Genomic DNA, 24,468 nt, shown 5'->3' on the forward strand with positions numbered 1-24,468 from the left:
TATCGGATGTTATTCTGTTGCCCATCGCATCCATCACAAGGAGTTGACATGCGCATTGCCCTGATTGGTCTTGGCGATATTGCCCAGAAAGCCTATCTGCCGCTATTGGCGAGCGATGAGGGGGTCACCCCGCTGCTCTGCACTCGCAACCCGGCGGTGCTCGGCAAGCTGGCCCGTCAGTATCGGGTGGCCGAGTGTTTCACCGAGGTGGATGCCCTGCTAGGGAGCCGCCCGGACGCCGTGATGATCCACGCCGCGACCTCGGTGCATCGCACCTTGGCCGAGCAGTGCCTGCGGGCAGGGATCCCCACCTTTGTCGACAAGCCCCTGTGCGACAACCTGGCCGAGGCCGAGACACTGGCCAATCTGGCCCTGGCGCAGGACTGCCCGCTGTTTGTCGGCTTCAATCGCCGCTACTTGCCCGCCATGGCTGCCGCCCGGGCCCGGCCGCTCACCGAGCTCAACTGGCAGAAGCACAGATTTGCCCTGCCGGGACGGGCGCGGGATTTCATCTTTGACGACTTCATCCATGTGCTCGACAGCCTCTGCTTCTATGGCGGCGTGCCGCAGGGGGATCTCCATGCGGTATTGCGGCCGGATGCGAAGGACAGCAACCTGCTGGCCGGGGTGAGCGTGAGCTGGCAGAGTGGCGATCGCGCCATCAGCGGCAGCATGAACCGCAGCGCCGGCATCACGGAGGAGCGCATTGACGCCTACGGCGACAACCTCTCGCTTCATCTGGAGAACTGCACCCGGGGCTCGATGGCACGAGACAAGCAGATGGCGGCGCTGGTGCCGGACGACTGGCAACCAGTGCTGGCGAGCCGCGGTTTTGCCGCCATGCTGGCCCATTGGTATCAGCAGATCGCGAGTGGCCGGGCCGATGGCGCCCTGATCGAGAGTTATCTGCATGGTCATCGCCTCGCCGAGCAGCTGACGATGCGGGCTCAGTCGCCCCGTTGATGGGGGAAGCATGACGCGAAGGAGGGGCCAAGGCCCCTCCTGCTTTTGCTGGCGAAGACGGCGCCATCGCGTTATCCGATGGGCGCGAGCCCTCAGGCGCCGCCCCCTTCCTCATCCCGGGCTCAGGGGCGCCGACCCTAGCCGAAGCGGTAGGATCCCATATAGAGGCTGCCATAGTCCCAGCTCTGATGCAGCCGGGTTGGCCTGTCCATGGCCGCGGCGCCGAGCGCCACGAACAAGGGGCGCAGGTGATCGTCATGGGGATGGGAGGCGACGGCTCCCGGGGCGCGGGCCCGGTAATCTTCCAGGGCAGGGCGATCGCCACGGGCCATGGCCTGCTCCAGCCAGTCGACGAACTCCTTGGCCCAGGACGGAGGCGGCGAGCCATCTGGTCCCAGGGCCCCCAGGTTGTGGGTGATGGCCCCCGAGGCCAGAATGCCGATCCCCCGGGCGCGCAGGCCATGCAGGGCTTCACCCAGGCGCCACAGCTGGGCCGGGGTGAAGCTGGCCGGGAGGGAGATCTGCACCAGTGGGGTCTCGCTGGCGGGATCCATCAAGGAGAGCGGCGACCAGACCCCGTGATCCAGCTCCCGGAGTACCGGCGCGGCATGCAGACCCGCGGCCGCCAGGTCGTCGCTCACCGTCTGCTGCAACCAGCCCGGGCTGCTGGCAGGCCAGCGAATGCGGTAGAGGGGCTCGGGAAAACCGTAAAAGTCATACATGAGCGCCGGGTTGGGCTCGACGTTGATCTGCAACTCGCTGCGGCTGAACCAGTGGGCCGAGATCACCACCACGCCCTTGATGTCGCCGAGGCGCAATCTTGTCAGAAACTGGGTGGCTGGCTGGTCACGCAACACCAGATCGGGGGCGCCGTGAGAGATGAACCAGACGGGGGCAATGGGCATGATGGGACTCCAGAGAGAGGGGCCGAGGCGATGGCACCATTATCTGCCCTGGATGGGTGGTTAACAATCAAGCGATAAGTAGAAGCACTGTTCACTATTGATTGAAAGTTGCGATGGGAGGGCGGGGGGAGGCTGAGTGGCAACGAGGCCAGCACCGGGCTGGCCTCGGGGATCATGGGGCTGACCTATTGGATGGCGAGCAGCTCCACCTCGAAGATCAGCAGGGAACCGGGCGGGATCTTGCCGGCGGCCCGATTGCCGTAGCCCAGCCTGGCCGGGATGAAGAAGCGAACCTTCTCGCCCACCGTCATCAGCTGCACCCCTTCGGTCCAGCCCGAGATCACCTGGTTGAGGCCAAATTCGATGGGCTCGCCCCGGGCGATGGAGCTGTCAAACACAGTGCCGTCCATCAGCTTGCCTTCATAGTGCACCTTGACCTTGCTGCTGGCGCTTGGGTGCATGCCGCCCTGACCCGGGGTCAGCACCTGATATTGCAGGCCGGACTCCGTGGTCACAATCCCCGCCTTGCTCTTGTTCTCGGCGAGGAAGAGATCGCCGGCGCGGATGTTCTCCTCGGCCAGCTTCTTGTTGTTGCTGCTGGAGTAGAAATAGAAGACCGCCAGGGCGATCAGGATGGCGATCAAAATGAACTTCATCGGGTTTCCCTCAAGTGAAATGAGAACGGGTGCCATGAGCTGGGCATCTTATCCCAGCCGGGGGCGAAGGGCGAGCCGGGCGGCGCCAGATGTGACCGGGCTGGCAAAGGTGGGTGAATAGGGCGTGGCTCCCTGAATGTGGTCGGCCGGGCATCATCAGGGGGGGACAGGGCTGGCAAAGGTGGGTGAACAGGGCGTGGCTCCCTGAATGTGCTCGGCCGGGCATAATCAGGGGGGACAGGGCTGGCAAAAAACGGGGAGCGAATGCTGTATTCGCTCCCCATGCCATTATCTGCTGGCCATCATCGAGATGGGTGGGGCAGGCGAGGGGGCTACCCATTTCCGACTACCCCATTCCCGACTACGCCATTATCTGCTGGCCATCATCATGAGGGCGGGCAGGGCGAAGAAGAGGCCCCCCACATAACCCAGGGCCAGCATCTTGTTTTCACTGCCGACCCGGGCCAGCCACTCGGCGGCCTTGAGGGGCAGCTCGCGCAGGAAGGGCACGCCATAGATGAGCGCCACGGCAAACAGGTTGAACAGCACATGGACCAGGGCGATGGTCAGCGCCAGTTCGGCACCGCTGCCACCGATGGCGGTGGCCGCCAGCAGGGCCGTGATGGTGGTGCCTATGTTGGCCCCCAGGGTGAAGGGGTAGAGCTGGCGGGTGGTGAAGACACCGCCTCCCGCCAGGGGGATCATCAGGCTGGTGGTGGTGGAGGAGGACTGCACCATGATGGTGACCAGGGTACCGGAGGCGATGCCGGTGAGGGGGCCACGGCCCAGGGCCTTGTGCAACAGCGCCTTGGCACGGCCGACCAGCACCTTTTGCAGCACCTTGCCCAGGTAGGTGACCGAGCCCAGGATCAGCAGGATGCCGATGACGATGGTGGCCAGGGCGGGCCCCTTGCCGGGCAGGAAGGCGACGGCGCCATCGATGAGCTGCATGGCCGGGGCCGTCAGCGGCTTCATGAAGTCCACCCCCTTCATCGACATGTCGGCGGAACCGACCAGCAGATGGGAGATGGCCTCGGCGCAGTGTTGCAGCAGGCCGAACATCAGCTCCAGAGGCAGGAAGATGAAGACCGCCATCAGATTGAAGAAGTCATGGACGGTGGCGGCGGCGAAGGCACGACGAAACTCGGCCCTGTCGCGGATATGGCCCAGGGAGACAATGGTGTTGGTGATGGTGGTGCCGAGGTTGGCCCCCATGATCATGGGCACCGCCATGGCCATCGGCAGGCCACCGGCCACCAGGCCGACGATCACCGAGGTGACGGTACTGGACGATTGCACCAGGGCGGTGGCCAGGATGCCGAGCAAGAGAGCGACGAAGGGATTGTTGGCGAAGGCGAAGATCTGGGCCGCCCCATCGGCACCGCCGGAGAAGCCCTTGAAGCCGTGGGAGACGGCGCCAACGGCCACCAGTATGGTGTAAACCAGTGCGATCACGGTGAGCCAGTTGAACAGCGACTTGTGGGTGGAGGTGCGCTGCTGTGGCAAGGATTGCGTCTGTTGCATATCGCCTCTTGGGGACGGTAATACCGTTCTGGGTTGAAGTAGACCCGCGCATTTAAGCAAGGCTCTATGACAGAAATATGACAAAGTGACGATTTGATGATGGTTTGATGACAGCGACCCATTGAGGGGGTTTGGTGGTGCATTTATGCTGAAAATTGACCTGTTTTTAGCTCATATGACTGACGTGGCAGTGCGCCGCGTTAGAAACTGACGTGTGAATGGCGAGGTGACAGGGGTTCTGGTAACACTCTCCTCCTGGCAGGGGTAGACTGTCTGGTCATGTTATTAGCAATGGTGAGTCTGTCATGATCATGAAACCCTGGTCCCTTCTTCTCCTTCCCTTGGCCCTGTTCTCCCTGCCATCCCAGGCGAATCCCCTCTCTGCCGGCTGCAGCGCCGAGCAAGTCGCGATCGGTTCTGCCGTCAACAGTGCGACCGGAGTGAACAGTCGCTGTTCCGCGGCGAGTGCCAAGCAGCGGGTAGACAATGTCGTCAATGATCCCGCCGATTACGCCAAGCGCAAGGCGGCCCAGGCCACTGGGGTGGACGAAGCCTACAACAAGGCCCGCAACACCAAGGCGCGGGTCGAAGATGCAGTGGAGGATCCTGCCGATTACGCCAGGCGCAAGGCGGCCCAGGCCACTGGGGTGGACGAGGCCTACAACAAGGCTCGCAACACCAAGGCGCGGGTCGAAGATGCGGTGGCGGATCCGGCCCAGGCGGCAGGCAGGGCCGTGCTGCGTAAATCGGGCATCTACTGAGCATCGGCTCGTCGGTGACCTGGCGGCGCAATCGGCCAGAACACCATCGACCGGAACACAATCGGCCGGAGCAGAATAGAAAGAGGGGAGCATCTAGCTCCCCTCTTTGTATGGCCATCGGACTTACTGACCGTCCGCCGCTTCCTCGTATTGACGGAAGGGGATGCGGAATACCGCCAGACGCAGCAGCAGATAGGCCACCCCAAGGCCAGCCCAGATGAGGCCCAGTTCCAGGGAGCTCTGCTCCAGGTTGATCCACAGGGCTCCCAGGGTGGCGGCACCGAGCAGGGGCAGCAGCAGGTAGATCAGGTGATCCTTGAGGCACTTGTTGCGCTGCTCGCGCACCCAGAACTGGGCGATCACCGACAGGTTGACGAAGGTGAAGGCCACCAGGGCACCGAAGTTGACCAGGGCCAGAGCGATGTCCAGATCGAAGGAGACGGCGGAGAGGGCCAGGGCACCCACCAGCAGCACGTTGATGGCCGGGGTGCGCCAGGTGGGATGGACATAGCCAAACACCCGCTCCGGGATCATGCGATCCCGCCCCATCACATAGAGGATGCGCGATACCCCGGCGTGGGCCGCCATGCCGGAGGCCAGCACGGCCACGGTCGTGCTGACCAGCACCACGCTCTGGAACAGCTTGCCGCCGACGTAGAGGGCGATCTCCGGCAGCACGGCATCGGGCTCCTTGAAGCGGGAGATATCCGGGAAGTAGAGCTGCAGGAAGTAGGAGACCAGCACGAAGATGATGCCGCCGATGAGGGCGGTCAGCACGATGGCGCGGGGGATCACCTTGCCGGCGTTGGGGGTCTCTTCACTGAGGGAGCTCAGGCCGTCGAATCCCAGGAAGGAGAAGCAGAGAATGGTGGCACCGGTAAAGAGCGGCAGCAGTGCAGTGTGATCCGAGTAGAAGGGACGGCTGCTCAGCACTGTGCCTTCCCCTTCGCCGAAGTAGACGGCATGGGCCATCAGGGCCAGGAACACCAGTATGATGGCCACCTGCACCAGCACGATCAGGCCATTGAAATTGGCCACCAGGTTGATGCCCCTCAGGTTGAGCAGGGTCATCACGCTCACCAGGCCGAAGATGAAGACCCAGGGCTCCACCCCGGGGAACATGGCGGTCAGATAGATCTTGGCCAGCAGCATGTTGATCATCGGCATGAACATATAGTCGAGCAGGGAGGACCAGCCCACCATGAAGCCCACATAGGGGTGGAAGGTCTTCTGGGCATAGGTGTAGGCGGAGCCGGCGGAGGGATATTTGCGCACCAGGTGGCCGTAGCTGAACGCGGTGAACAGGATCCCGGCCAGGGCCAGCAGGTAGGAGGTGGCAACATGGCCGCTGGTGATGTCGGAGACCATGGCGAAGGTGTCAAACACCGCCATGGGGGTCAGATAGGCGAGGCCGATGACCACGACCTGCCACAGCTTGAGGCTCTTCTTGAGGCGAACAGGGGCGTTGGACATCAGCACACCTCCCGCACGGCCACGAGGGCACTGCCATGGCGAGACGCCAGGGGGCTGAACGGGCAGCCACTCACGGGAGTGGTGCGGACGCTGGCAATCGTGTTGCCAAGACGGACTCCGGCGAGCGGAGACGAAGTGAAAGAGAGCCCCATCTTGTTCCTCATAGCGGCATAAATTCATGGGTGGGTTCGCGCCATCTGTGCGTGCGACCCCGGGTATCATTTCCGGGAAAAAGGCCCGGCCTCGGATTGGTGATAAAACAACAAAATGAAATAACCGACTTGGCAACCAAGTCGGTTATTTTAGCGGCGCGCATTTTGCCCCAGATGCGGGGGGATGACAAGCCATGGTCGCCCGGGATAATGGATATATCCACTTTGCGCTCAGAGACTTGCCCTGGGGCAAATACTCAGTCGAGCGCCGGGTCTTGGGCCTGGCTTATGCCAGGGCGGCGGCCAGGGCCTGCTCCAGGGCGTCCAGTCCCTCGTCGATCAGTGCCGGGGCGGCGGTGAGGGGCGCCAGGAAGCGGATGACGTTGGCGCGCACCCCGCACGAGAGCAGCACCAGTCCCCGTTTGCCCGCCTCGGCCACCAGCCGTTTGGTGAGTTCGGGATCGGGCTGGCTGGCATCGCGCCCCTTGACCAGTTCCATGGCCACCATGGCCCCGGGACCGCGGATGTCGCCGATGCAGTCGAACCGCTCGGCCAGCTGGTGCAGCCGCCCCTTGAGCTGCTCCCCCTGGGCCAGTGCCCGCTGGTTGAGCTGCTCTTCCTCGATGACGTCCAGTACCGCCAGGGCGGCGGCGCAGGCGATGGGGGAGCCGGCATAGGTGCCGCCGAGTCCTCCCGGCTTGGCGGCGTTCATCACCGCCGCCTTGCCCACCACGGCCGAGAGCGGGAAACCGCCCGCGAGGCTCTTGGCCAGCGTCATGATGTCGGGCTCGATGCCGCTGTATTCGGTGGCGAAGGTCTTGCCGGTGCGACAAAACCCGCTCTGGATCTCGTCGCAGATGAGCAGGATGCCGTGCTGGTCGCAGATCTTGCGCAAGGCTTGCAGGAAGCTGGGGGAGGCGACATAGAAGCCCCCTTCACCCTGCACCGGCTCTATGATGATGGCGGCGACCCGGCCGGGCTCTATGTCGGCACTGAAGCAGAGATCCAGCGCTCCCAGGGCGTCGGCTTCGCTCATCCCCAGGTAATCGCTCGGGAAGGGCAGATGATAGACCTCTCCCGGGAAGGGGCCGAAGCCGGTCTTGTAGGGCACCACCTTGCCGGTGAGCGCCATTCCCATCATGGTGCGGCCGTGAAAGCCCCCCTTGAAGGCGATGGTGCCGCTGCGGCCGGTGTGGGCGCGGGCTATCTTGATGGCGTTCTCCACCGCCTCGGCGCCGGTGGAGAGGAAGAGGGTGCGTTTGGGGCTGGGGCCGGGCACCAGTGCATTGAGCTTTTCGGCCAGTTCGATATAGCCGGGGTAGGGGGTCACCTGAAAACAGGTGTGGCTGAATTTTTCCAGCTGCTCGCGCACCGCCGCCACCACCTTGGGGTGGTTGTGGCCTGTGTTGAGCACGGCGATGCCGGAGGCAAAGTCGATGTAGCGGTTGCCCTCCACATCCCACAACTCGGCGTTGTGCGCCTTGTCGATAAAGACCGGCATCAGGGTGCCGACGCCATTGACCACGGCCGCTTCGCGGCGCGCCTGCCAGGATTGGTTACTCATCTGATTGTCTCCCTTCGGGGCTTGCCCCGGCTAAACCTGGGCCGGCAGGCTGAATACCGGCTCCCGTCCTTGGTGCTGTCCTCTCTCGCTGGCGGATTGTTGCCGCAAGATTGAATTTAATATCTATTTGTTTGAGTTTTTATGCAATGGAGCCGAAGCAGAGATACTTGGTTTCCAGGTATTCGTCGAGCCCTTCCGCCGCCCCTTCCCGCCCCAGTCCCGACTCCTTGATACCGCCAAAGGGGGCCAGCTCGGTGGAGATGATCCCCTCGTTGATGCCGACCATGCCGTATTCGAGGCGTTCGGCGACCCGCCACACCCGGGCTATGTCGCGGCCATAGAAGTAGGCCGCCAGCCCATAGGGGGTGTCGTTGGCCAGGGCGATCGCCTCATCCTCGCTCTCAAAGCGTACCAGGGGCGCGACCGGGCCGAAGATCTCCTCCTGCAGTATGGGGTTGTCGCCCCTGACCTCGGCCAAGATGGTCGGATGGTAGAAGAGGGGGCCGGCCTCATGGGCCTCGCCGCCGACCAGCACTTGGGCCCCGGCGGCCCTGGCCTGATCCACCAGGCTGGCGACCTTGTCGGCGGCCGCCTGGTTGATGAGGGGGCCAATCTGGGTGCCTTCGCCAAGACCGTCCCCCACCTTGAAGGCCCGCACGGCCTCGGCCAGTCTGGTGGAGAAGGCGTCGTAGACGGAAGATTGCACCAGGATACGGTTGGCACAGACGCAGGTCTGACCCGCATTGCGGTACTTGGAGGCCAGGGCCCCCGCCACGGCGGCGTCGAGATCCGCATCGTCGAACACGATGAAGGGGGCATTGCCGCCCAGCTCCAGAGAGAGCCGCTTCATGGTGTCGGCACATTGGCGCATCAACAGCTTGCCGATGCGGGTGGAGCCGGTGAAGGAGAGCTTGCGCACCAGGGGATTGGCGCAGAACTCGTCCCCCACGGCGGCGGCCTGATGGGAGGTGACTATGTTGAGCACCCCGGCCGGGATCCCGGCCTGCTCGGCCAGTTCGGCCAGGGCCAGGGCGCACAGGGGCGTCTCGGCGGCAGGCTTGATGACGATGGTGCAACCGGCGGCCAGTGCCGGGCCTGCCTTGCGGGTGATCATGGCGATGGGGAAGTTCCAGGGGGTGATGGCGGCCACCACCCCGACCGGCTGCTTGATGGTGGCCAGGCGGCGGTCGCCGCTAAAGCCGGGAATGGTGCGGCCATAGGCGCGCTTGCCCTCCTCGGCGAACCACTGGATGAAGCTGGCGCCGTAGGCGACCTCGCCCCTGGCCTCGGCCAGGGGCTTGCCCTGCTCCCGGGTCATCAGGCGTGCCAGCTCATCCTGGTGCGCCATGATGAGTTCATACCAGCGGCTGAGTCTGGCGCTGCGCTCCTTGGCGGTGAGGGCGGCCCAGGCCGGCTGGGCGGCGTGGGCCGCCTCGATGGCGGCCTGGGCATCGGCGCCGTCCATGTCCGGCACCCGGGTGATGAGCTCCCCGGTGGCGGGGTTGCTGACCTCGAACTGGCGGCCGCTGTGGGCCTGACACCAGCGACCATCTATATAGGCAAGGGAGTGAGTCAGGGGGGCGAGCTGGGCTGTGTGTGACATGGGGGCCTCGGCGGTGGATTCGGGAGATCCCGGCCTGGACTCAGGGCCCGGTTCGGGACATCAGGCTGTATAGAATAATAAGCACTGGATGACCATAATGGCCGCCGTTTTGTTTTTCAAGTGTTAAATGCGGTTGCCCGGGGCGGTGATGGCGTGCTAGAAGTGGTGCCAGAGACACAAGTTGCGGGCTTGGGTGTGCAAAATAATGAACGGGCTGGATGACTGGCCTGGTTCGCTCGGCGCCCCTGTTGCCCCCGGGAAGCGGCCAGGCAAGGCCCTTCTCGTCACTCATCAAGTCAAGCCGTGTGAGGATAGAGGGATCATGACCGAACATGTGAAGAGTTACTACGCCGCCAGCACCAACCAGCATGCGCCTTTTCCCACCCTGGATGAGCAGCTCGAATGCGATGTCTGCGTCATAGGGGCGGGTTATACCGGCCTCTCCAGCGCCCTGCATCTGGTGGAGAAGGGCTACAAGGTGGTGGTGCTGGAGGCGGCCAGGGTCGGTTTTGGCGCCAGCGGTCGCAACGGCGGCCAGATAGTCAACTCCTACAGCCGCGACATCGACACCATAGAAGCGAACTGCCCACCGGATCAGGCCAGGCTGCTCGGCTCCATGCTGTTTGAGGGGGGCGACATCATCCGCGAGCGCATCCAGCGCTACAACATCCAGTGCGACCTGCAGCAGGGCGGGGTCTTCGCCGCCGAGACCGAGAAGCAGCTCCATGAGCTCAAGGCCCAATACGCCCGCTGGCAGCAATGGGGCAACGACAAGCTGGAACTGCTCGATGCCGACGGGGTGCGCGAGGTGGTGGCAAGCGATCGCTACGTCGGCGCCCTGCTCGACAAGCGCGGCGGCCATATCCACCCCCTCAACCTGGCGCTGGGGGAGGCGGAAGCCATCCGCATGCAGGGGGGCAAGATCTTCGAGCAGTCCGCCGTCACCAGCATCACCCCGGGCCAGCCTGCCCTGGTCAAGACCGCCAGGGGGGCGGTGAAGGCCCGCTTCGTGGTGGTGGCCGGCAACGCCTATCTGGGCAACCTGGTGCCCGAGCTTGCCGGCAAGAGCATGCCCTGCGGCACCCAGGTGATCGCCACCGAGGTGCTGGGGGAGGAGCGGGCCCGCTCCCTGCTGCCGCAAAACTACTGCCTGGAAGATTGCAACTACCTGCTCGATTACTACCGCACCACAGGGGATCACCGCCTGCTCTATGGTGGCGGCGTCGTCTATGGGGCGCGGGATCCGGCGGACATAGCGCGGCTGATCATCCCCAAGATGCTCAAGACCTTCCCGCAGCTGGCGGACGTCAAGGTGGAGTACACCTGGACCGGCAACTTCCTGCTCACCCTGTCGCGGCTGCCGCAGTTTGGTCGCATCGGCCACAACATCTATTACATGCAGGGTTACAGTGGCCACGGCGTCACCTGCACCCATCTGGCGGGCAAGCTGCTCTCCGAGGTGTTGAGCGGCCAGGCGGAGCGCTTCGATGCGTTCGCCAAGCTGCCCCACTATCCCTTCCCCGGGGGGCGCCTGTTTCGCATCCCCTTCACCGCCGCCGGCGCCGCCTGGTATACCCTGCGCGACCGCTTGGGGGTGTAAGCCGACTCTTTTTTGGCTACCCAACAACCAAGGCCACCCCGGGGTGGCCTTGGCTTTTTTCATGGTTGTTCAAGGTGGCTGCGGCGAGTCGGGCTTGAACGCGGCGCTGAAAAAGGTGGGTGAAAAAGGTGGGTGTCCCAAGATCTCCCTCCCAAGATCCTCGCCATGGTGAAAGGGGGAGGAGATAAAAATATGCCCCGTTCGCGGGGGAGAGCGAGTCAGAACCTTGTTCTGATGACTAAAAACACCGCCCGTTGGGCGGTGTCGTTGTCATGCAAGAGCGGCGGTCTTATTGCGCCAGGGACTTGAGCTGCTGACCGCTGGGGGGGTTGTGCCAGTCGATGGGGCCGTGGGTGAAGCGGTATTGCAGGCGGGGCAGCACGGTTTCCAGCCATTCGCGGCGAAAGTAGGCGTAACCTTCGTCCCAGTCCGGGTCGTTGGCCCAGCCGGTTTGCAGCAGATGGAGGCGGGTACCCTGATCTTCGGGTACGAAGCGCAGGCTGACCTGGGTCTTCTGCTGACGTACATGGGGCAGGTGGGGGGGGAAGTTCCAGCTAAAACTGAGCAGGTCATGGGGCATGACGGCCATGACCCGGCACCCCTCGCTGCCGCGCTCGCCAAGGGGGGCATCGGGGCGAAAATAGATCTCGAACGGGCCATTGGGCTCGGCCACCACCAGACACTCGGGGGCGAGGAAGCTGCGCAGCCCGCTCTCCGTGGTCCAGGCATGCCAGACATCGTCTAGGTGAGCCGGAATAAAGATGTTACCTTCAATCTGCTTGTTATCCATGGTCGGTCAACCTCACTTATCCGTAGGCGGGACCCGGGCAGTATAGCCCGCCCGTTGTTCAAATTAACAGCAGCGGATGCGGGGGAACCGGAACCTGTCACCTGGCTGGGGTAAGCTGATGGCTGGCGGCACGTTGCAGAGTGTGATGCGAGGGAGAGAGGCCGATGATCAGAGCCATGACACAGGCGGATGTGACAGCCTTGTCCCATCTGTTTCAAAAGGGGCGTCGTCAGACGTTTCACTGGGTAGAGCCTTCGCAATTTGCGTTGGCGGATTTTGCCGAGCAGACCCGTGGCGAGCGGGTCTGGGTCGCGGAGCAGGGGGGCAGCCCCTGCGGCTTCATCGCCGTCTGGGCGCCGGAGCGCTTCGTTCATCACCTCTATGTCTCCGCCGACTGGCATGGCCAGGGGGTGGGACGCGCTCTGCTGGAGCGGGCGCTGGCCGAGCTGCCAAGGCCGGTCTCCCTCAAGGTGGCCGTTCATAACACCACGGCCATCGCCTTCTATCGCCGGCTCGGCTGGGAGCCGACCGAGGAGACGGGCCTGTGCGAGGTGACGGGCCCCTGGCGCAGGCTCTGCCTCTATTGAGGGGTTGCCTTGGGATGCAAACGAAAAGGGTTACCCTGGGGTAACCCTTTTGCATGCAGGGGCACGGCCTGGCCTCAGAGAGTCTCGCCGTTGCTGGCAATCACTGCCTTGTACCAGTGGAAGCTCTTCTTCTTGCTGCGGGCCTGGCTGCCGCTGCCATCGTCGTGCTTGTCCACATAGATGAAGCCGTAGCGCTTGCGATACTCCCCCGTGGTGAAGGAGACGCAATCGATGCAGCCCCAGGGGGTGTAGCCCATCAGCTCGACCCCATCCTCGATGACGGCTTTCTTCATCTGCTCTATGTGGGATCTGAGGTAGTCGATGCGATAGTCATCCTGCACCTCGCCCTCATCCCCCGGCTTATCCAGAGCGCCGAAGCCGTTCTCGACGATGAACAGGGGCTTGTTGTAGCGCTCGTAGAGGATGTTCAGGCTGTAGCGCAGGCCGACCGGATCTATCTGCCAGCCCCAGTCGGAGGCCTTGACGTGGGGATTGGGCACGCTGCCCTCAAAGCCCGAGAGGGCGTTGCCGCTACCCTGGTGATGGGCGCGCACCGCGTTGCTCATGTAGTAGCTCAGGCCTATGTAGTCGACGCAGCCCTCCCGCAGTATCTGCTCGTCGCCGGGTTCCATCACTATCTGGTAACCCTTGCGTTCCCACTCCTTGCGGATGTAGGCGGGGTAGGCGCCACGCACGTGGACGTCGCTGAACAGGAAGCGTTCGCGCATCGCCTCCTGGGCGTACATGACATCATCCGGGTGGCAGGAGTAGGGGTAGAGGGGCACCATGGCGATCATGCAGCCGATCTGGAAGTCGGGGTTGATCTCGTGGCCCAGCTTGACCACCTGGGCGCTGGCCACGAACTGGTGGTGCAGTACCTGGTACATGCACTCCTCCGGGTTCGGCTCCTGGGTGTAGACGACGCCGGAGCAGCAGTAGCCGAACAGGGGAGAGCGCCAGTTGCGCTGGTTGTTGATCTCGTTGAAGGTCATCCAGTATTTGACCTTGTGCCGGTAGCGGCGCATCACCACCTCGCTAAAGCGCACGAAGCATTCGACCAGCTTGCGATGTTTCCAGCCGCCGTACTCCTTGACCAGGTGCCAGGGCATCTCGAAGTGGGAGAGGGTGATGACGGGCGCTATGCCGTGCTTGAGCAGCTCGTCGAACAGGTCGTCATAAAATTGCAGACCCTGCTCGTTGGGGGTGAGCTCGTCCCCTTTTGGGAAGATGCGCGACCAGGCGATGGAGGTGCGAAAACATTTGAAGCCCATCTCGGCCAGCAGGGCCACGTCCTGGGGGTAGTGGTGATAGAAATCCACCGCCTCGTGGTTGCCGTAGTGGTGGCCGGGCAGTATGCCGTCCGTGATGATACGGTCGACCCCGTGGGCGCCACTGGTCAGCACGTCCACTATGCTGGGGCCCTTGCCCCCCTGATCCCAGGCGCCTTCCACCTGATGGGCCGCGACTGCGCCCCCCCACAGAAACTCTTTCGGTAACCCTTGCCGTGTCATTGGTTGCTCTCCTCAAAGGCGCCAATATGGCGTCGTTTGGCCATACCTCGCCGCGAGATACCGAGCCGGGCCCGGGCTGGGGACGAGGTGAGATGGCAAGAGGTTAGCAAAGCAAACAAGAAAGTCACGATATAACGAGACAGGCATTTCGTGACCTGTCACACCGAAAAAACAACTTGTTTTCAAGGGATTGAATGGGCGGTCAGACGCCTGCCAATGGCCTCGAGAATATACAGGACCGGTACCTGGGTCGTTATATCGTGCTGCTGTCCCACCAATAATTGCGGCATATGATAGGAGAGATTGAAATCGGCAATTTTGGCCAGGGAGCAGGTCTCGCTATTGGTGATACTGATGAGTCTGCATTTATGAAAACTGAAATTTTGCGCCAGTTTTAAAATATCCGGCGTCTCCCCCGAGACGGAAAGAATAATGGCGACCGCATTGTTGAAGGTGTCCGTACTGATGGGGTAATAGGGATCGTCGATATGATTGCTGAATTTGCCGACGTTGGAGAAGAAACGGGCCCCGTATTTGCCGAGGGAGCCAGAGGTGCCCGCCCCGACGAACAAGACCCGATCGGCATTGGCGACCAGGGCGGCGGCCTGGTCGATCAGGGCTTCGAATTCGGGGTTGTTGATGCTCTTGAAGAAGCTCATCAGCTCGTTGACCCCGAAGCGGGCGACCGACTGGGCCTCCTGCTCCAGGGAGAGCTTGAAGCGGATCCGAAACTCGGAGAAACCCTCGCAGCCCAGCTTCTTGCAAAAACGCAGCACAGTGGTGGTCGAGACCCCGGCCGCCTCTGCCAGCTCGCGGATCCGCATGAAGGGGACCTGCTCCCTGTGCTTGATGACATAGTGGTAGACCATCAGCTCCAGCTCGTTGAAGGTGGAGAGGGAGAGGTGATTGAACATCATGGGTGCCGCTCGCTGGAGTGCCGGAAGGGGGCATGATGGCAATGATGTCTCCCCTTGTAAATTGGAACCTGGGGAGGGGAGTTTGATCATTTCAACTACTCTTGTATAGTTGAATCAATGAAATGATTGCAGAGGTTCCAGATGAACAAAGAAATCGCCACCAAGGTATTCGAGTCCCTCGCATCCGGCATTCGCCTCGATGTGTGGCGCCTGCTGGTCAAGGCTGGACTGGAGGGTCAGGTTGCCGGCCAGCTTGCCAGCGAGCTGGACATAGCCCCCAACACCCTGTCGTTTCACCTCAAGGCCATGCTGCACGCGGGCCTGCTCTCGGTGGAGCAGGAGGGACGTTTCTTGCGCTATCGCGCCAACATTCCCCTGATGCTGAGCCTTATCGGTTACCTCACCGAGGAGTGCTGCGCCGGTCATCCGGAGGCCTGCGGTCTGGCGGAGATCCATCCCCAGGGCACCAATGCTCAGCCGCGTTCGCCCTGTTGCGACGAGTCGTGCTGACGCCCGCCCGGCATCGCTGCATGCCGAGCCCCACATTCCCCCTCCCATCCTGACGAGACATGGAGTCGTTTTAACATGCACCCCTTTGACATCCTGAACCTGGATAATGGCGCCCACCTTGTCTTCACCCCCTGTCCCGGCACCAGGGAGGACTCCTTGCAGGACTCCCTCAAGACGCTGCAAGCCGCCGGGGCGGATGCCGTGATCACCCTGATGCCGAATGCCGAGCTGACGAAGTTCAAGGCCGATGCCTTGCCCGCCGAGTGCGAGGCGTTAGGGCTGGCCTGGTTCCAGCTACCGGTAGAGGACGATTGCGCCCCCGAGGCGCCGTTTGCCGAAGCCTTTGCCAGCCACAAGGCGGGTCTGCTGGCGCGACTGACGGCGGGCCAGACCCTGGCCATTCATTGCCGTGGCGGCTCGGGACGGACCGGACTGATGGCGGCCATCCTGCTGCTGGAGGCGGGTTACGCCCCCACCGCTGTCAAGACGCTGGTGCAAGGGCTGCGCCCCAAGGCACTGACATTGGCAGCGCACCTCGACTACCTCAACAACCACTACTCATTCGCCGGTTAAGGAAAACAGCATGACCATCAAAGTGGGTATCAACGGGTTTGGCCGCATGGGCCGTCTCTCATTTCGCGCCGCCTTTGACTGGGCGGATGTGGAGTTTGTACGAATCAATGACCCGGCTGGGGATGCCGCCACTCTGGCACACCTCATCACCTTCGATTCGGTCCATGGCCGCTGGCACCATGAAGCCAGCGCCGAGGGAGACGAGATGGTGATCGGTAACCATCGCATCCTCTGCACTCGCAACAAAGAGATAGCTCAGACCGACTGGTCCGGTTGTGATGTGGTGATCGAGGCCTCCGGCAAGATGAAAACCAAGGCCCTGCTCAATGCTTATCTGGAGCAAGGGGTGAAGCGCGTCGTGGTCACCGCCCCGGTCAAGGAAGAGGGGGTCCTCAACGTCGTCATGGGGGTCAACCACCATCTTTATGACAAGGCGCAGCACCCCATAGTGACGGCGGCCTCCTGTACCACCAACTGTCTGGCGCCCGTGGTGAAGGTGATCCACGAGCAGCTCGGCATCAAGCACGGTTCCATGACCACCATTCACGACATCACCAACACCCAGACCATTCTGGATGCTCCCCATGCTGATCTGCGCCGCGCCCGCGCCTGCGGCCTGAGCCTCATCCCCACTACCACGGGGTCTGCCACTGCCATCACCCACATCTTCCCCGAGCTCAAGGGCAAGCTGAACGGTCATGCGGTGCGGGTGCCGCTCGCCAACGCCTCCCTCACCGACTGCGTGTTCGAGGTGAATCGCCCCACAACAGAAGCCGAGGTCAATGGCTTGCTCAAGGCTGCCGCCATGAACGAGCTCGAGGGGATCATGGGCTATGAAGAGCGCCCCCTGGTGTCAGTGGATTACAAGACGGATCCGCGCTCCTGCACCATAGATGCACTCTCCACCATGGTGGTGAGCGGCACCCAGGTGAAGATCTACGCCTGGTATGACAACGAGTGGGGCTATGCCAACCGCACCGCCGAGCTGATGCGCATGGTCGGTCAAATGGACAAGGCGCAAGGATAACCCGGCCATGGCACTGACCCGACTCTCCCCCGAGGCTCGCCAGTATCTGCTGGTGACCGGCAACTACTGGGCTTTTACCCTGACTGATGGCGCTCTGCGCATGTTGGTGGTGCTCTACTTCCATGGGCTGGGTTACAGCCCATTGGCCATTGCCTCCCTGTTTCTCTTCTACGAGATCTTCGGGGTGGTCACCAATCTGGTGGGGGGCTGGCTCGGGGCTCGCCTCGGGCTCAACCGCACCATGAATATCGGCCTCGCCCTCCAGGTGCTGGCGCTGGGCATGCTGCTGGTGCCGCCGCTCTGGCTGACGGTGCCCTGGGTGATGGGCGCCCAGGCGCTCTCGGGAGTAGCCAAAGACCTCAACAAGATGAGTGCCAAGAGTTCCATCAAGTTGCTGGTGCCGGGAGAGGCGCAGGGTCAGCTCTACCAGTGGGTGGCCCTCCTGACCGGCTCGAAGAATGCCCTGAAAGGGATGGGCTTTTTCCTTGGTGGCGCCCTGTTGACCCTGCTCGGGTTTCAGGGGGCCGTGCTGGTCATGGCACTGGCGTTGGCGCTGGTGTGGGGCGTCAGCATGCTGACCCTGAAACGGGATCTCGGCAAAGCCAAGAGCAAGCCCAGGTTCAGGGAGATCTTCTCCAAGAGCCGCGCCATCAATTACCTCTCCGCCGCCCGCCTGTTCCTGTTCGGTGCCCGCGATGTCTGGTTTGTGGTGGCGCTGCCCGTCTACCTCGCCTCCACCTTTGGCTGGGATCACTGGTATGTGGGGGGCTTCCTGGCGCTCTGGATCATCGCCTACGGCGTGGTGCAGACCCAGGCGCCGCGCTTTACCGGCAAGCGAGAGGGTCGGGTACCCGATGGCAAGGTCGCCATGGGCTGGGCACTGGTGCTGGCCCTGATCCCGGCTCTGATTGCCCTGGCGCTGCATGTCGATCTGCATCCGGCCATCAGCCTGGTAGGTGGCTTGATGGTGTTTGGCGCCCTGTTTGCCATCAACTCCTCCCTGCACAGCTACCTCATCGTCAGCTACGCCGGCTCTGACGGGGTATCGCTGGATGTGGGCTTCTACTACATGGCCAATGCCCTGGGGCGCCTGCTCGGCACCCTGCTCTCCGGGCTGGTATTCCAGCTCTATGGTCTGGAGGCCTGCCTCTGGATCTCCACCCTCTTTGTCCTGTTGGCGGCGCTGATTTCAATCGGCTTGCCCCGCCATCAGCCGCCCGTTTCATCCTCTCAGGGAGCCTCTTGATGAGTAGTAATGCCTGCTGCGATCTGCCCGTCAGCCAAAAAATGGGTTTTCTCGACCGCAATCTCACCCTCTGGATCTTCGCCGCCATGGGCATAGGGGTGGGCATTGGCTATCTCTTCCCCCAGGTGGGCCAGTGGAATGAGGCCATGTCGGTTGGCACCACCAATGTGCCGCTGGCCATCGGTCTCATCCTGATGATGTATCCGCCGCTCGCCAAGGTGAACTACGCCACCATGGGCACCATGACACGCGACCGTCAGGCCATTACCCTCTCACTGGTGATGAACTGGTTGGTGGGTCCCATCCTGATGTTCGTCATCGCCCTGGTGTTTTTGCATGATCAGCCGGGCTACATGGTGGGCCTCATCCTGATCGGCCTGGCGCGCTGCATCGCCATGGTGCTGGTGTGGAACGATCTCGGCGGCGGCAGCAAGGAGTACGGTGCTGGCCTGGTGGCCCTCAACAGCGCGTTTCAGATCCTCACCTACAGCTTCATGGCCTGGTTGTTCATTACCGTGCTGCCGCCGCTGTTCGGTTTGCAGGGCTTCGCGGTGGACATCACCATGCTGGATATCGCGCAAAGCGTGTTGATCTATCTGGGCATTCCCTTCCTGGCAGGCTTTTTGAGCCGTCACTATCTGGTCAAGGCCAAGGGGGAGAAGTGGTACAGCGAGCGCTTCATTCCGGCCATCTCCCCCATCACGCTGATTGCCCTCTTGGCCACCATCGTGCTGATGTTCAGCCTCAAGGGGGAGATGATAGTCGAGCTGCCCATGGATGTGCTGCGGGTTGCAGTACCTCTGGTGGTCTATTTCGTGCTGATGTTCTTCACCAGCTTCCTGGTGGGCAAGACGCTGGGCATTCCCTATGACAAGAACGCCTCCATCGCCTTTACCGCCACCGGCAACAACTTCGAGCTGGCCATTGCAGTCTCCATCGCCGTGTTTGGCTTGAGTTCGGATCAGGCCTTCGCCGGCGTCATAGGTCCGCTGGTGGAGGTGCCCGTGCTGATCGCCCTGGTCAACGTGGCCCTGCGCATGAAGCGCAGTTATGGCAAAGCGAAAGCGCACCCATGAGTGATGCCGCCGAGCCCCAGCGCGGGGCCTTCAGCAAGGAGGATGGGGAGCGGGTGGTGGATGCACAAGGGCGGCGCATCGGGTGACGAGGGAGTGAGCCCCGTATCATGAAGAAGGGGGGGTGGCCATGGCCACCCCCTCGTTCTTTATTTCAGCAAGAGCACGGCTGCGCTGGTGGTTGCCAGTATTGCCGTGGTGGTGCTGCCAACGATGAACTGCCTCAACCGTGAGTGGCCATAGGCTCCCATGACGATGAGAGTGAGCCCCCCCTCGGCGGCATGCTGGCAGATCCTCGGGGCGACCTCCCCCTGCAGCAGGCGGTCGTTTACCTCGAATCCCGCACTCTCCAACACCTGCCTGGCCTGCACCAGCTGGCGCTCGTGTTCGTCACTCGGCTCGCCGACCATCACCAGATCGCACGCCAGCCCCGTGAGCAGCGGGCTGCTGGCGACCAGCGCCAACACCTTGTTTGCACTCTGGCTGCCGTCATAGGCGAACAGGAAGCGGCTCGGCGCCTCAAAGCCCGGCTGCACCACCATGATGGGGTTGTCCAGGGTGCGAATGGCGCTCTCGATATGGCTGCCGAGGAGCGCATGGTCCCGGACGTGGGTAGTGCCCTGCTTACCCAGGATCATCATGGGTATCCCGGGTGAAAGCGCCTGTACGGCCTCCACCAGCTGCCCGCGGCGTTGCTGGGTCTCGACCTCTGTTACCCCCGATTCGGTCAGGTAGTCTTTGGCGCTCTCGAGCAGCAGGCGACCCTGCTCCTGGGCCAGACGGCTGCGCTGATGATCCCGCTCGGCCAGCTCCTTGAGCAGGTGCTCACGGCTGCCCAGACCGATGGCGCCTGAGAGGTCGCTCTCCCCTTCAAACTCGTTTCTTTCCAATACATGCAGCAGGGTGATCGGCAGCGCCGTGCCGGTCGAGGCCCAGGCGGCGGCGTCGCACACCGCCGCCTGGGCAGGTGAACCGTCGATACAGGCAACAATGTTTGTCATGTTGGACTCCTTGTCGTGATCAGTGGCCAGCCAGCAGCTTTTCCACCTCTTCCGGTTTGTCGTGTACCCCGAAGCGGTCGACTATGGTGGCACTGGCCTCGTTGAGACCGATGATCTCCACCTCGGTCCCCTCGCGGCGGAACTTGATGACCACCTTGTCCAGCGCGGTGACGGCGGTGATGTCCCAGAAGTGGGCATGGCTGAGATCGATCACCACCTTCTCCACCACCTCCTTGAAATTGAAGCCGGCGAAGAACTGCTCGGCGCTGGCAAAGAACACCTGGCCTCGCACCCGATAGGTGCGCACCGCGTCGCTGCGCTCGCTGTCGCTCTTGACCAGCATGAAGCGGGCGACCTTGTTGGCGAAGAACAGGGAGGCGAGCAGTACCCCGACAAATACCCCGAGCGCCAGGTTATGGGTAGCCACGACCACGGCGACTGTGGCCAGCATCACAATACTGGTGGAGAGGGGGTGGGTTTTCAGATTGCGCACCGACTCCCAGGAAAATGTTCCGATAGAGACCATGATCATCACGGCCACCAGGGCCGCCATGGGGATCTGGCGGATCCATTCATCCATGAACACCACCATCAGGATGAGCAGGGTGCCCGCGACAAAGGTGGAGAGGCGACCGCGACCGCCGGATTTGATGTTGATGATGGACTGGCCAATCATGGCGCACCCCGCCATGCCCCCCATCAGGCCGGCGCCTATGTTGGCGATCCCCTGGCCCTTGCACTCGCGGTTGCGATCGCTTTGGGTATCCGTCAGATCATCGACGATGGCCGCCGTCATCATGGATTCGAGCAGGCCCACCACGGCCAGACCCGCAGAGTAGGGGAAGATGATGGTCAGGGTCTCGAGATTCAGCGGCACCTCGGGCCAGAGGAAGATGGGCAGGGTATCGGGCAACTCGCCCATGTCGCCCACGGTGCGGATATCGATGCCCATGGTAATGGCCACCGCCGTGAGTATGACGATGCACAGCAGGGGGGAGGGCACCAGCTTGCCCACCACGGGGATGAGTGGGAACAGATAGATGATGCCAAGACCCGCCGCCGTCATGGCATAGACCTGCCAGGTGACGTTGGTGAGCTCGGGCAGCTGGGCCACGAAGATGAGGATGGCCAGGGCGTTGACGAAGCCGGTCACCACGGAGCGGGAGACAAACCGCATCAGGCTGCCGAGCTTCAGGTAACCCGCCGCTATCTGGAAGAGGCCGGTGAGCAGGGTCGCCGCCAGCAGATATTGCAGGCCATGCTCTTTCACCAGGGTCACCATCAGCAGCGCCATGGCGCCGGTGGCGGCCGAGATCATGCCCGGGCGGCCGCCGACGAAGGCGATGACCACGGCGATACAGAAGGAGGCATAGAGGCCGACCTTGGGGTCGACGCCGGCGATGATGGAGAAGGCGATGGCCTCCGGGATCAGCGCCAGGGCCACCACGGTACCGGCCAGCAGGTCACCGCGTATGTTGGAGAACCACTCTTGTCTTGCACGTTCCAGCATGGGGGGATTTTCTCGCTTGTTGAGGATCCATGGCCACAAGTCCAGACTCGGGGTCAGGTGGCGCTCGGGCAGGATCGCATAGTTGTATTGGTATATGGCAGATGAACAAAAACGCTCCGGTTGTGACAACCAGAGTCAGGCGGCAGGCGCCGCGAAAGGCGGGGTCAGGGCGGCGTGACGGTCACGCCAGAGCGCAAAATAGACATAGGGGCGGCATGTTAACAGCAGTTGCCACCCCATGAAAGGGCAAATCAGTCAAGGCAGTGGTGCATGCCTGATGGCGTCCCCAGCCTTCAAGGCGGTTTGTTCACCCCCTGTCGGGCTGCGGTGCTGTCGGTATGGAGATGGTCGTCAGATCACACAGGCTCATATTTCTATTGATATGGATTCCTGTTACCTCAGACGTTTTGCATAGTCAGTCACGAGTGAGTTCTGTTGGCTTGGTGGCAATATTGTCGACGGCGGTTGTGTGTATGTCGCAATGAATGGACAGTTCAATCTTGGGCATTTTTATTGCCTCTTTTTACGGCCAAATCCATGCCAATAGACAGGCCAGTTGCTCTCCTCCCCGTAGTTATTGACGACGGAAGCCAGCATGACGAGGGTAATACTGCCAATCAGCGTCGGAGTGATCAGATAGTCCAACCCTACTACGCTTTGGCCGGCAAGCATGATCACTATCGGGTTGGCGCCAGCAGGTGGGTGAACTGCCCGCAAATATTGCATCAGCATAATGGCGACACCGACAGACAATGCGATCACCCAGACTGAGTTACCAAGCCCATACAGGGCTGCCAGCCCGACAGTCGAGGTAATGAGATGGCCGGCAATGACATTGCGTGGCTGCGCGAGTGGGGAGCTTGGTGCCGCAAATAAAATCACGCACGTTGCTCCAAAAGGGGCCATCAACCAGGGTATCCCCGTCGTTTGCCCCATGACGCCAAGTATCAGAATACCGAGTGTGCCGCCGACAAATCCCTTCATCAGCTGAATGGATGTTGGTTTGGGTGGTAATTCCCCCCCGCCGCGTATTTTCTTCATTTTTACCCTCGAGAATGAGATGGGAATATTACAGGCCAACTGTGGTATATTGGGTGTACAGATCTGTACATCACTGGCAATCGTACAGATCTGTACACTTTGTGGCAATACTCTCATAATGAAATTTGACGGAAGCGAACAAGGCCCATGATCAGTAAAAAAGAGCACATCCTAAACGTGGCCGGAGAGCTGTTTAATGAGTTTGGCTATACCGCAGTGGGTGTCGATCTGATCCGGGACAAGGCAGAGGTGTCTAAGACATCCATGTACCGACACTTTGGCTCCAAGAGTGACCTGATTGAGGCTGTCCTGGTTCATAGGCATCAAGGATTCGAGGATGAGTTAAACGCTGTGGTGGCAGGAGAAGCGGGTCGGGTCAGCCGGTTGAATGCCATTCTTGACTGGCATTTTGACTGGTTTCGAGCCGTCAACTTCAAGGGATGCATGTTCATGCACGCCATTGCCGAGTTCAAAGGTCATGACGAGAGCCTGGCGCGATTGGCCGTGCAGCATAAAATGTGGCTCAAGTCGCTGCTGCTCTCAATCTTCGAACCTGGCGAAAGGGGTGTGGAGGAAAAAGGAGAGGCGATCATGACCTTCCTGGAAGGCATGATCATTCGAGCCGAATTTGGTGAGGTCGCCGGGTACGAGGAGAGCTATCGCTTGGGGGCTCAAGCCCTTGCCGCAGCAGATTTTTCGAACAATGGAGTCAAGTCTGCTTAGGTTGTCGTTCATGCCTGAGGCATGAAGTCGGACAACTCAATTCAATATTTTTATCAAGGAGATGGATATGAGCTTGCCGTTGACGCAAGGGGTGAATCACATTGGTTTGACCACAATGTGTCTGGAAGAGAGCGCGCATTTTTTCACTTCATTGCTGGGTTGGCAGGAAGTCAGGCGAAGAGATGATTATCCGGCAATCTTTGTCAGCGACGGATCGATCATGCTGACACTGTGGGCAGCCCAAACGGATGAGCCGACCCATTTTGATCGCAAGCGCAACGTAGGTCTTCATCATCTGGCCATCTCAGTCAACAGCAAGGCCGCGCTGTTTGAGATTCATGACAGGCTCTCGGTTCGTGACGTGAATATTGAGTTTGCCCCTTCGCTTATCCGGGAGGGGCCAGCCATGCACATGATGTGCTACGAGCCAAGCGGGATCCGGATTGAGTTTTACTGGGCGGGTGAATGACGGCTGGCATGAAAGCGGGGCGGGTGGTCGTGCTGACCGTGTCAGCACGACCCGAACCATCCATTAAGGCTTTCCCGCACCGCGTCTCCATAACGGGAGTGATGGACAGTTAATCAGGACACAGCGCGCAACAATCGAACGCTGGGCAATGGGTGGAAACTGGTGCCGATAAGGGGAATCGAACTCCTGACCTTCGCATTACGAATGCGCTGCTCTACCAACTGAGCTATATCGGCGTCGCTCTAGATTCCCGAAAATGCCCTGGCAAGTCAATGTGCCTCAATCATTT

The 24,468-nt window shown here is 61.7% G+C and carries 23 protein-coding genes and 1 tRNA gene; 11 read left to right on the forward strand and 13 right to left on the reverse strand.

All coding sequences use genetic code 11. The features are described 5' to 3' along the window. Nucleotides 1-48 precede the first annotated feature (48 nt). Nucleotides 49-963, forward strand: coding sequence for a Gfo/Idh/MocA family protein (locus tag ACEUCR_RS09245; RefSeq protein ID WP_408789581.1), 915 nt, complete (start codon nucleotides 49-51; stop codon nucleotides 961-963). Between the two features lie 137 nt (nucleotides 964-1,100). On the opposite strand, the gene ACEUCR_RS09250 is transcribed toward ACEUCR_RS09245, so the two are convergent. From ACEUCR_RS09250 to ACEUCR_RS09260, 3 genes are all read right to left on the reverse strand, one after another. Beyond that, a complete protein-coding gene (locus ACEUCR_RS09250) occupies nucleotides 1,101-1,868 on the reverse strand; it encodes a DODA-type extradiol aromatic ring-opening family dioxygenase (protein ID WP_408789584.1) in 768 nt (255 codons plus the stop codon). A gap of 185 nt (nucleotides 1,869-2,053) precedes the next feature. Further along, on the reverse strand, nucleotides 2,054-2,524 hold the full coding sequence (locus ACEUCR_RS09255; RefSeq protein WP_111873850.1) for an FKBP-type peptidyl-prolyl cis-trans isomerase: 471 nt from the start codon (nucleotides 2,522-2,524) through the stop codon (nucleotides 2,054-2,056). Nucleotides 2,525-2,893: 369 nt separating this feature from the next. Further along, nucleotides 2,894-4,048 carry a sodium:phosphate symporter gene (locus ACEUCR_RS09260; protein ID WP_041993702.1) on the reverse strand — a complete coding sequence of 385 codons (1,155 nt, stop codon included), beginning with the start codon at nucleotides 4,046-4,048 and terminating at the stop codon, nucleotides 2,894-2,896. Between the two features lie 305 nt (nucleotides 4,049-4,353). On the opposite strand from ACEUCR_RS09260, the gene ACEUCR_RS09265 reads away from it, so the two are divergent. Beyond that, the gene (locus ACEUCR_RS09265; protein ID WP_162625733.1) at nucleotides 4,354-4,809 is read left to right on the forward strand and encodes a hypothetical protein; all 456 of its coding nucleotides are present in this window, start codon (nucleotides 4,354-4,356) and stop codon (nucleotides 4,807-4,809) included. A 123-nt stretch (nucleotides 4,810-4,932) separates the two neighbouring features. On the opposite strand, the gene ACEUCR_RS09270 is transcribed toward ACEUCR_RS09265, so the two are convergent. From ACEUCR_RS09270 to ACEUCR_RS09280, 3 genes are all read right to left on the reverse strand, one after another. Beyond that, entirely contained in the window at nucleotides 4,933-6,282 is a 1,350-nt protein-coding gene (locus ACEUCR_RS09270; protein ID WP_041993708.1) for an APC family permease, read from the reverse strand. A gap of 438 nt (nucleotides 6,283-6,720) precedes the next feature. Next, nucleotides 6,721-7,998 (reverse strand): 4-aminobutyrate--2-oxoglutarate transaminase, encoded by a 1,278-nt coding sequence (gene gabT / locus ACEUCR_RS09275; RefSeq protein WP_408789586.1) that lies wholly within the window; start codon nucleotides 7,996-7,998, stop codon nucleotides 6,721-6,723. A 139-nt stretch (nucleotides 7,999-8,137) separates the two neighbouring features. Continuing rightward, nucleotides 8,138-9,601 carry an NAD-dependent succinate-semialdehyde dehydrogenase gene (locus tag ACEUCR_RS09280; RefSeq protein ID WP_408789588.1) on the reverse strand — a complete coding sequence of 488 codons (1,464 nt, stop codon included), beginning with the start codon at nucleotides 9,599-9,601 and terminating at the stop codon, nucleotides 8,138-8,140. Nucleotides 9,602-9,923: 322 nt separating this feature from the next. On the opposite strand from ACEUCR_RS09280, the gene ACEUCR_RS09285 reads away from it, so the two are divergent. Then, complete coding sequence (locus tag ACEUCR_RS09285) at nucleotides 9,924-11,201, forward strand: NAD(P)/FAD-dependent oxidoreductase (protein ID WP_408789590.1); 1,278 nt, start codon at nucleotides 9,924-9,926, stop codon at nucleotides 11,199-11,201. Between the two features lie 289 nt (nucleotides 11,202-11,490). On the opposite strand, the gene ACEUCR_RS09290 is transcribed toward ACEUCR_RS09285, so the two are convergent. Then, nucleotides 11,491-11,991, reverse strand: a complete 501-nt coding sequence (locus ACEUCR_RS09290; protein ID WP_408789593.1) for an SRPBCC family protein — start codon at nucleotides 11,989-11,991, stop codon at nucleotides 11,491-11,493. A 164-nt stretch (nucleotides 11,992-12,155) separates the two neighbouring features. On the opposite strand from ACEUCR_RS09290, the gene ACEUCR_RS09295 reads away from it, so the two are divergent. Then, complete coding sequence (locus ACEUCR_RS09295; protein WP_392444252.1) at nucleotides 12,156-12,578, forward strand: GNAT family N-acetyltransferase; 423 nt, start codon at nucleotides 12,156-12,158, stop codon at nucleotides 12,576-12,578. Between the two features lie 74 nt (nucleotides 12,579-12,652). Here the strand turns inward: ACEUCR_RS09295 and ACEUCR_RS09300 are convergent, their stop codons facing one another. Next, complete coding sequence (locus ACEUCR_RS09300; protein ID WP_392444254.1) at nucleotides 12,653-14,089, reverse strand: 6-phospho-beta-glucosidase; 1,437 nt, start codon at nucleotides 14,087-14,089, stop codon at nucleotides 12,653-12,655. A gap of 182 nt (nucleotides 14,090-14,271) precedes the next feature. Further along, on the reverse strand, nucleotides 14,272-15,006 hold the full coding sequence (locus ACEUCR_RS09305) for a MurR/RpiR family transcriptional regulator (protein ID WP_408747559.1): 735 nt from the start codon (nucleotides 15,004-15,006) through the stop codon (nucleotides 14,272-14,274). Nucleotides 15,007-15,147: 141 nt separating this feature from the next. Between ACEUCR_RS09305 and ACEUCR_RS09310 the strand changes: the two genes are divergently transcribed. The 5 genes from ACEUCR_RS09310 to arsB all read left to right on the forward strand — a co-directional run bounded on the left by ACEUCR_RS09310 (nucleotide 15,148) and on the right by arsB (nucleotide 19,438). After that, nucleotides 15,148-15,516: an ArsR/SmtB family transcription factor gene (locus ACEUCR_RS09310; protein ID WP_408789596.1), complete on the forward strand. Its 369-nt coding sequence runs from the start codon at nucleotides 15,148-15,150 to the stop codon at nucleotides 15,514-15,516. A 75-nt stretch (nucleotides 15,517-15,591) separates the two neighbouring features. Then, nucleotides 15,592-16,089 carry a phosphatase domain-containing protein gene (locus ACEUCR_RS09315; protein WP_408789599.1) on the forward strand — a complete coding sequence of 166 codons (498 nt, stop codon included), beginning with the start codon at nucleotides 15,592-15,594 and terminating at the stop codon, nucleotides 16,087-16,089. A 10-nt stretch (nucleotides 16,090-16,099) separates the two neighbouring features. Then, a complete protein-coding gene (locus ACEUCR_RS09320; protein WP_408789602.1) occupies nucleotides 16,100-17,116 on the forward strand; it encodes an ArsJ-associated glyceraldehyde-3-phosphate dehydrogenase in 1,017 nt (338 codons plus the stop codon). Nucleotides 17,117-17,123: 7 nt separating this feature from the next. Next, nucleotides 17,124-18,362 carry an organoarsenical effux MFS transporter ArsJ gene (gene arsJ / locus ACEUCR_RS09325; protein WP_408789605.1) on the forward strand — a complete coding sequence of 413 codons (1,239 nt, stop codon included), beginning with the start codon at nucleotides 17,124-17,126 and terminating at the stop codon, nucleotides 18,360-18,362. Continuing rightward, the gene (gene arsB, locus ACEUCR_RS09330) at nucleotides 18,362-19,438 is read left to right on the forward strand and encodes an ACR3 family arsenite efflux transporter (protein ID WP_408789608.1); all 1,077 of its coding nucleotides are present in this window, start codon (nucleotides 18,362-18,364) and stop codon (nucleotides 19,436-19,438) included. Before arsJ ends, arsB begins: the two co-directional genes overlap by 1 nt. 146 nt (nucleotides 19,439-19,584) lie before the next feature. Here arsB and ACEUCR_RS09335 read toward each other — a convergent pair whose 3' ends face one another. The 3 genes from ACEUCR_RS09335 to ACEUCR_RS09345 form a co-directional block, all read right to left on the reverse strand. Next, the gene (locus ACEUCR_RS09335; protein ID WP_408789610.1) at nucleotides 19,585-20,436 is read right to left on the reverse strand and encodes a universal stress protein; all 852 of its coding nucleotides are present in this window, start codon (nucleotides 20,434-20,436) and stop codon (nucleotides 19,585-19,587) included. Nucleotides 20,437-20,455: 19 nt separating this feature from the next. Continuing rightward, nucleotides 20,456-21,946, reverse strand: a complete 1,491-nt coding sequence (locus ACEUCR_RS09340) for a SulP family inorganic anion transporter (RefSeq protein WP_408789613.1) — start codon at nucleotides 21,944-21,946, stop codon at nucleotides 20,456-20,458. 510 nt (nucleotides 21,947-22,456) lie between these two features. Further along, entirely contained in the window at nucleotides 22,457-22,987 is a 531-nt protein-coding gene (locus tag ACEUCR_RS09345; protein WP_392444269.1) for an HPP family protein, read from the reverse strand. A gap of 147 nt (nucleotides 22,988-23,134) precedes the next feature. Here ACEUCR_RS09345 and ACEUCR_RS09350 point away from each other — a divergent pair, with 147 nt between their 5' ends. Both ACEUCR_RS09350 and ACEUCR_RS09355 read left to right on the forward strand, forming a co-directional pair. Continuing rightward, nucleotides 23,135-23,710: a TetR/AcrR family transcriptional regulator gene (locus ACEUCR_RS09350; protein ID WP_408789616.1), complete on the forward strand. Its 576-nt coding sequence runs from the start codon at nucleotides 23,135-23,137 to the stop codon at nucleotides 23,708-23,710. Nucleotides 23,711-23,777: 67 nt separating this feature from the next. Next, nucleotides 23,778-24,179 carry a VOC family protein gene (locus ACEUCR_RS09355; protein ID WP_408774957.1) on the forward strand — a complete coding sequence of 134 codons (402 nt, stop codon included), beginning with the start codon at nucleotides 23,778-23,780 and terminating at the stop codon, nucleotides 24,177-24,179. A gap of 160 nt (nucleotides 24,180-24,339) precedes the next feature. On the opposite strand, the gene ACEUCR_RS09360 is transcribed toward ACEUCR_RS09355, so the two are convergent. Beyond that, a tRNA-Thr gene (locus ACEUCR_RS09360) sits at nucleotides 24,340-24,415 on the reverse strand. Nucleotides 24,416-24,468 lie beyond the last annotated feature (53 nt).

Source organism: Aeromonas bivalvium, from assembly GCF_046078285.1.
Classification (GTDB): domain Bacteria; phylum Pseudomonadota; class Gammaproteobacteria; order Enterobacterales; family Aeromonadaceae; genus Aeromonas; species Aeromonas bivalvium.

Bases quoted from the DNA above. Each gene is read 5' to 3' on its own strand.
- ACEUCR_RS09245 (WP_408789581.1), top strand. From the start codon at position 49: ATGCGCATTGCCCTGATTGGTCTTGGCGATATTGCCCAGAAAGCCTAT.
- ACEUCR_RS09250 (WP_408789584.1), bottom strand. From the start codon at position 1,868: ATGCCCATTGCCCCCGTCTGGTTCATCTCTCACGGCGCCCCCGATCTG.
- ACEUCR_RS09255 (WP_111873850.1), bottom strand. From the start codon at position 2,524: ATGAAGTTCATTTTGATCGCCATCCTGATCGCCCTGGCGGTCTTCTAT.
- ACEUCR_RS09260 (WP_041993702.1), bottom strand. From the start codon at position 4,048: ATGCAACAGACGCAATCCTTGCCACAGCAGCGCACCTCCACCCACAAG.
- ACEUCR_RS09265 (WP_162625733.1), top strand. From the start codon at position 4,354: ATGATCATGAAACCCTGGTCCCTTCTTCTCCTTCCCTTGGCCCTGTTC.
- ACEUCR_RS09270 (WP_041993708.1), bottom strand. From the start codon at position 6,282: ATGTCCAACGCCCCTGTTCGCCTCAAGAAGAGCCTCAAGCTGTGGCAG.
- gabT (WP_408789586.1), bottom strand. From the start codon at position 7,998: ATGAGTAACCAATCCTGGCAGGCGCGCCGCGAAGCGGCCGTGGTCAAT.
- ACEUCR_RS09280 (WP_408789588.1), bottom strand. From the start codon at position 9,601: ATGTCACACACAGCCCAGCTCGCCCCCCTGACTCACTCCCTTGCCTAT.
- ACEUCR_RS09285 (WP_408789590.1), top strand. From the start codon at position 9,924: ATGACCGAACATGTGAAGAGTTACTACGCCGCCAGCACCAACCAGCAT.
- ACEUCR_RS09290 (WP_408789593.1), bottom strand. From the start codon at position 11,991: ATGGATAACAAGCAGATTGAAGGTAACATCTTTATTCCGGCTCACCTA.
- ACEUCR_RS09295 (WP_392444252.1), top strand. From the start codon at position 12,156: ATGATCAGAGCCATGACACAGGCGGATGTGACAGCCTTGTCCCATCTG.
- ACEUCR_RS09300 (WP_392444254.1), bottom strand. From the start codon at position 14,089: ATGACACGGCAAGGGTTACCGAAAGAGTTTCTGTGGGGGGGCGCAGTC.
- ACEUCR_RS09305 (WP_408747559.1), bottom strand. From the start codon at position 15,006: ATGATGTTCAATCACCTCTCCCTCTCCACCTTCAACGAGCTGGAGCTG.
- ACEUCR_RS09310 (WP_408789596.1), top strand. From the start codon at position 15,148: ATGAACAAAGAAATCGCCACCAAGGTATTCGAGTCCCTCGCATCCGGC.
- ACEUCR_RS09315 (WP_408789599.1), top strand. From the start codon at position 15,592: ATGCACCCCTTTGACATCCTGAACCTGGATAATGGCGCCCACCTTGTC.
- ACEUCR_RS09320 (WP_408789602.1), top strand. From the start codon at position 16,100: ATGACCATCAAAGTGGGTATCAACGGGTTTGGCCGCATGGGCCGTCTC.
- arsJ (WP_408789605.1), top strand. From the start codon at position 17,124: ATGGCACTGACCCGACTCTCCCCCGAGGCTCGCCAGTATCTGCTGGTG.
- arsB (WP_408789608.1), top strand. From the start codon at position 18,362: ATGAGTAGTAATGCCTGCTGCGATCTGCCCGTCAGCCAAAAAATGGGT.
- ACEUCR_RS09335 (WP_408789610.1), bottom strand. From the start codon at position 20,436: ATGACAAACATTGTTGCCTGTATCGACGGTTCACCTGCCCAGGCGGCG.
- ACEUCR_RS09340 (WP_408789613.1), bottom strand. From the start codon at position 21,946: ATGCTGGAACGTGCAAGACAAGAGTGGTTCTCCAACATACGCGGTGAC.
- ACEUCR_RS09345 (WP_392444269.1), bottom strand. From the start codon at position 22,987: ATGAAGAAAATACGCGGCGGGGGGGAATTACCACCCAAACCAACATCC.
- ACEUCR_RS09350 (WP_408789616.1), top strand. From the start codon at position 23,135: ATGATCAGTAAAAAAGAGCACATCCTAAACGTGGCCGGAGAGCTGTTT.
- ACEUCR_RS09355 (WP_408774957.1), top strand. From the start codon at position 23,778: ATGAGCTTGCCGTTGACGCAAGGGGTGAATCACATTGGTTTGACCACA.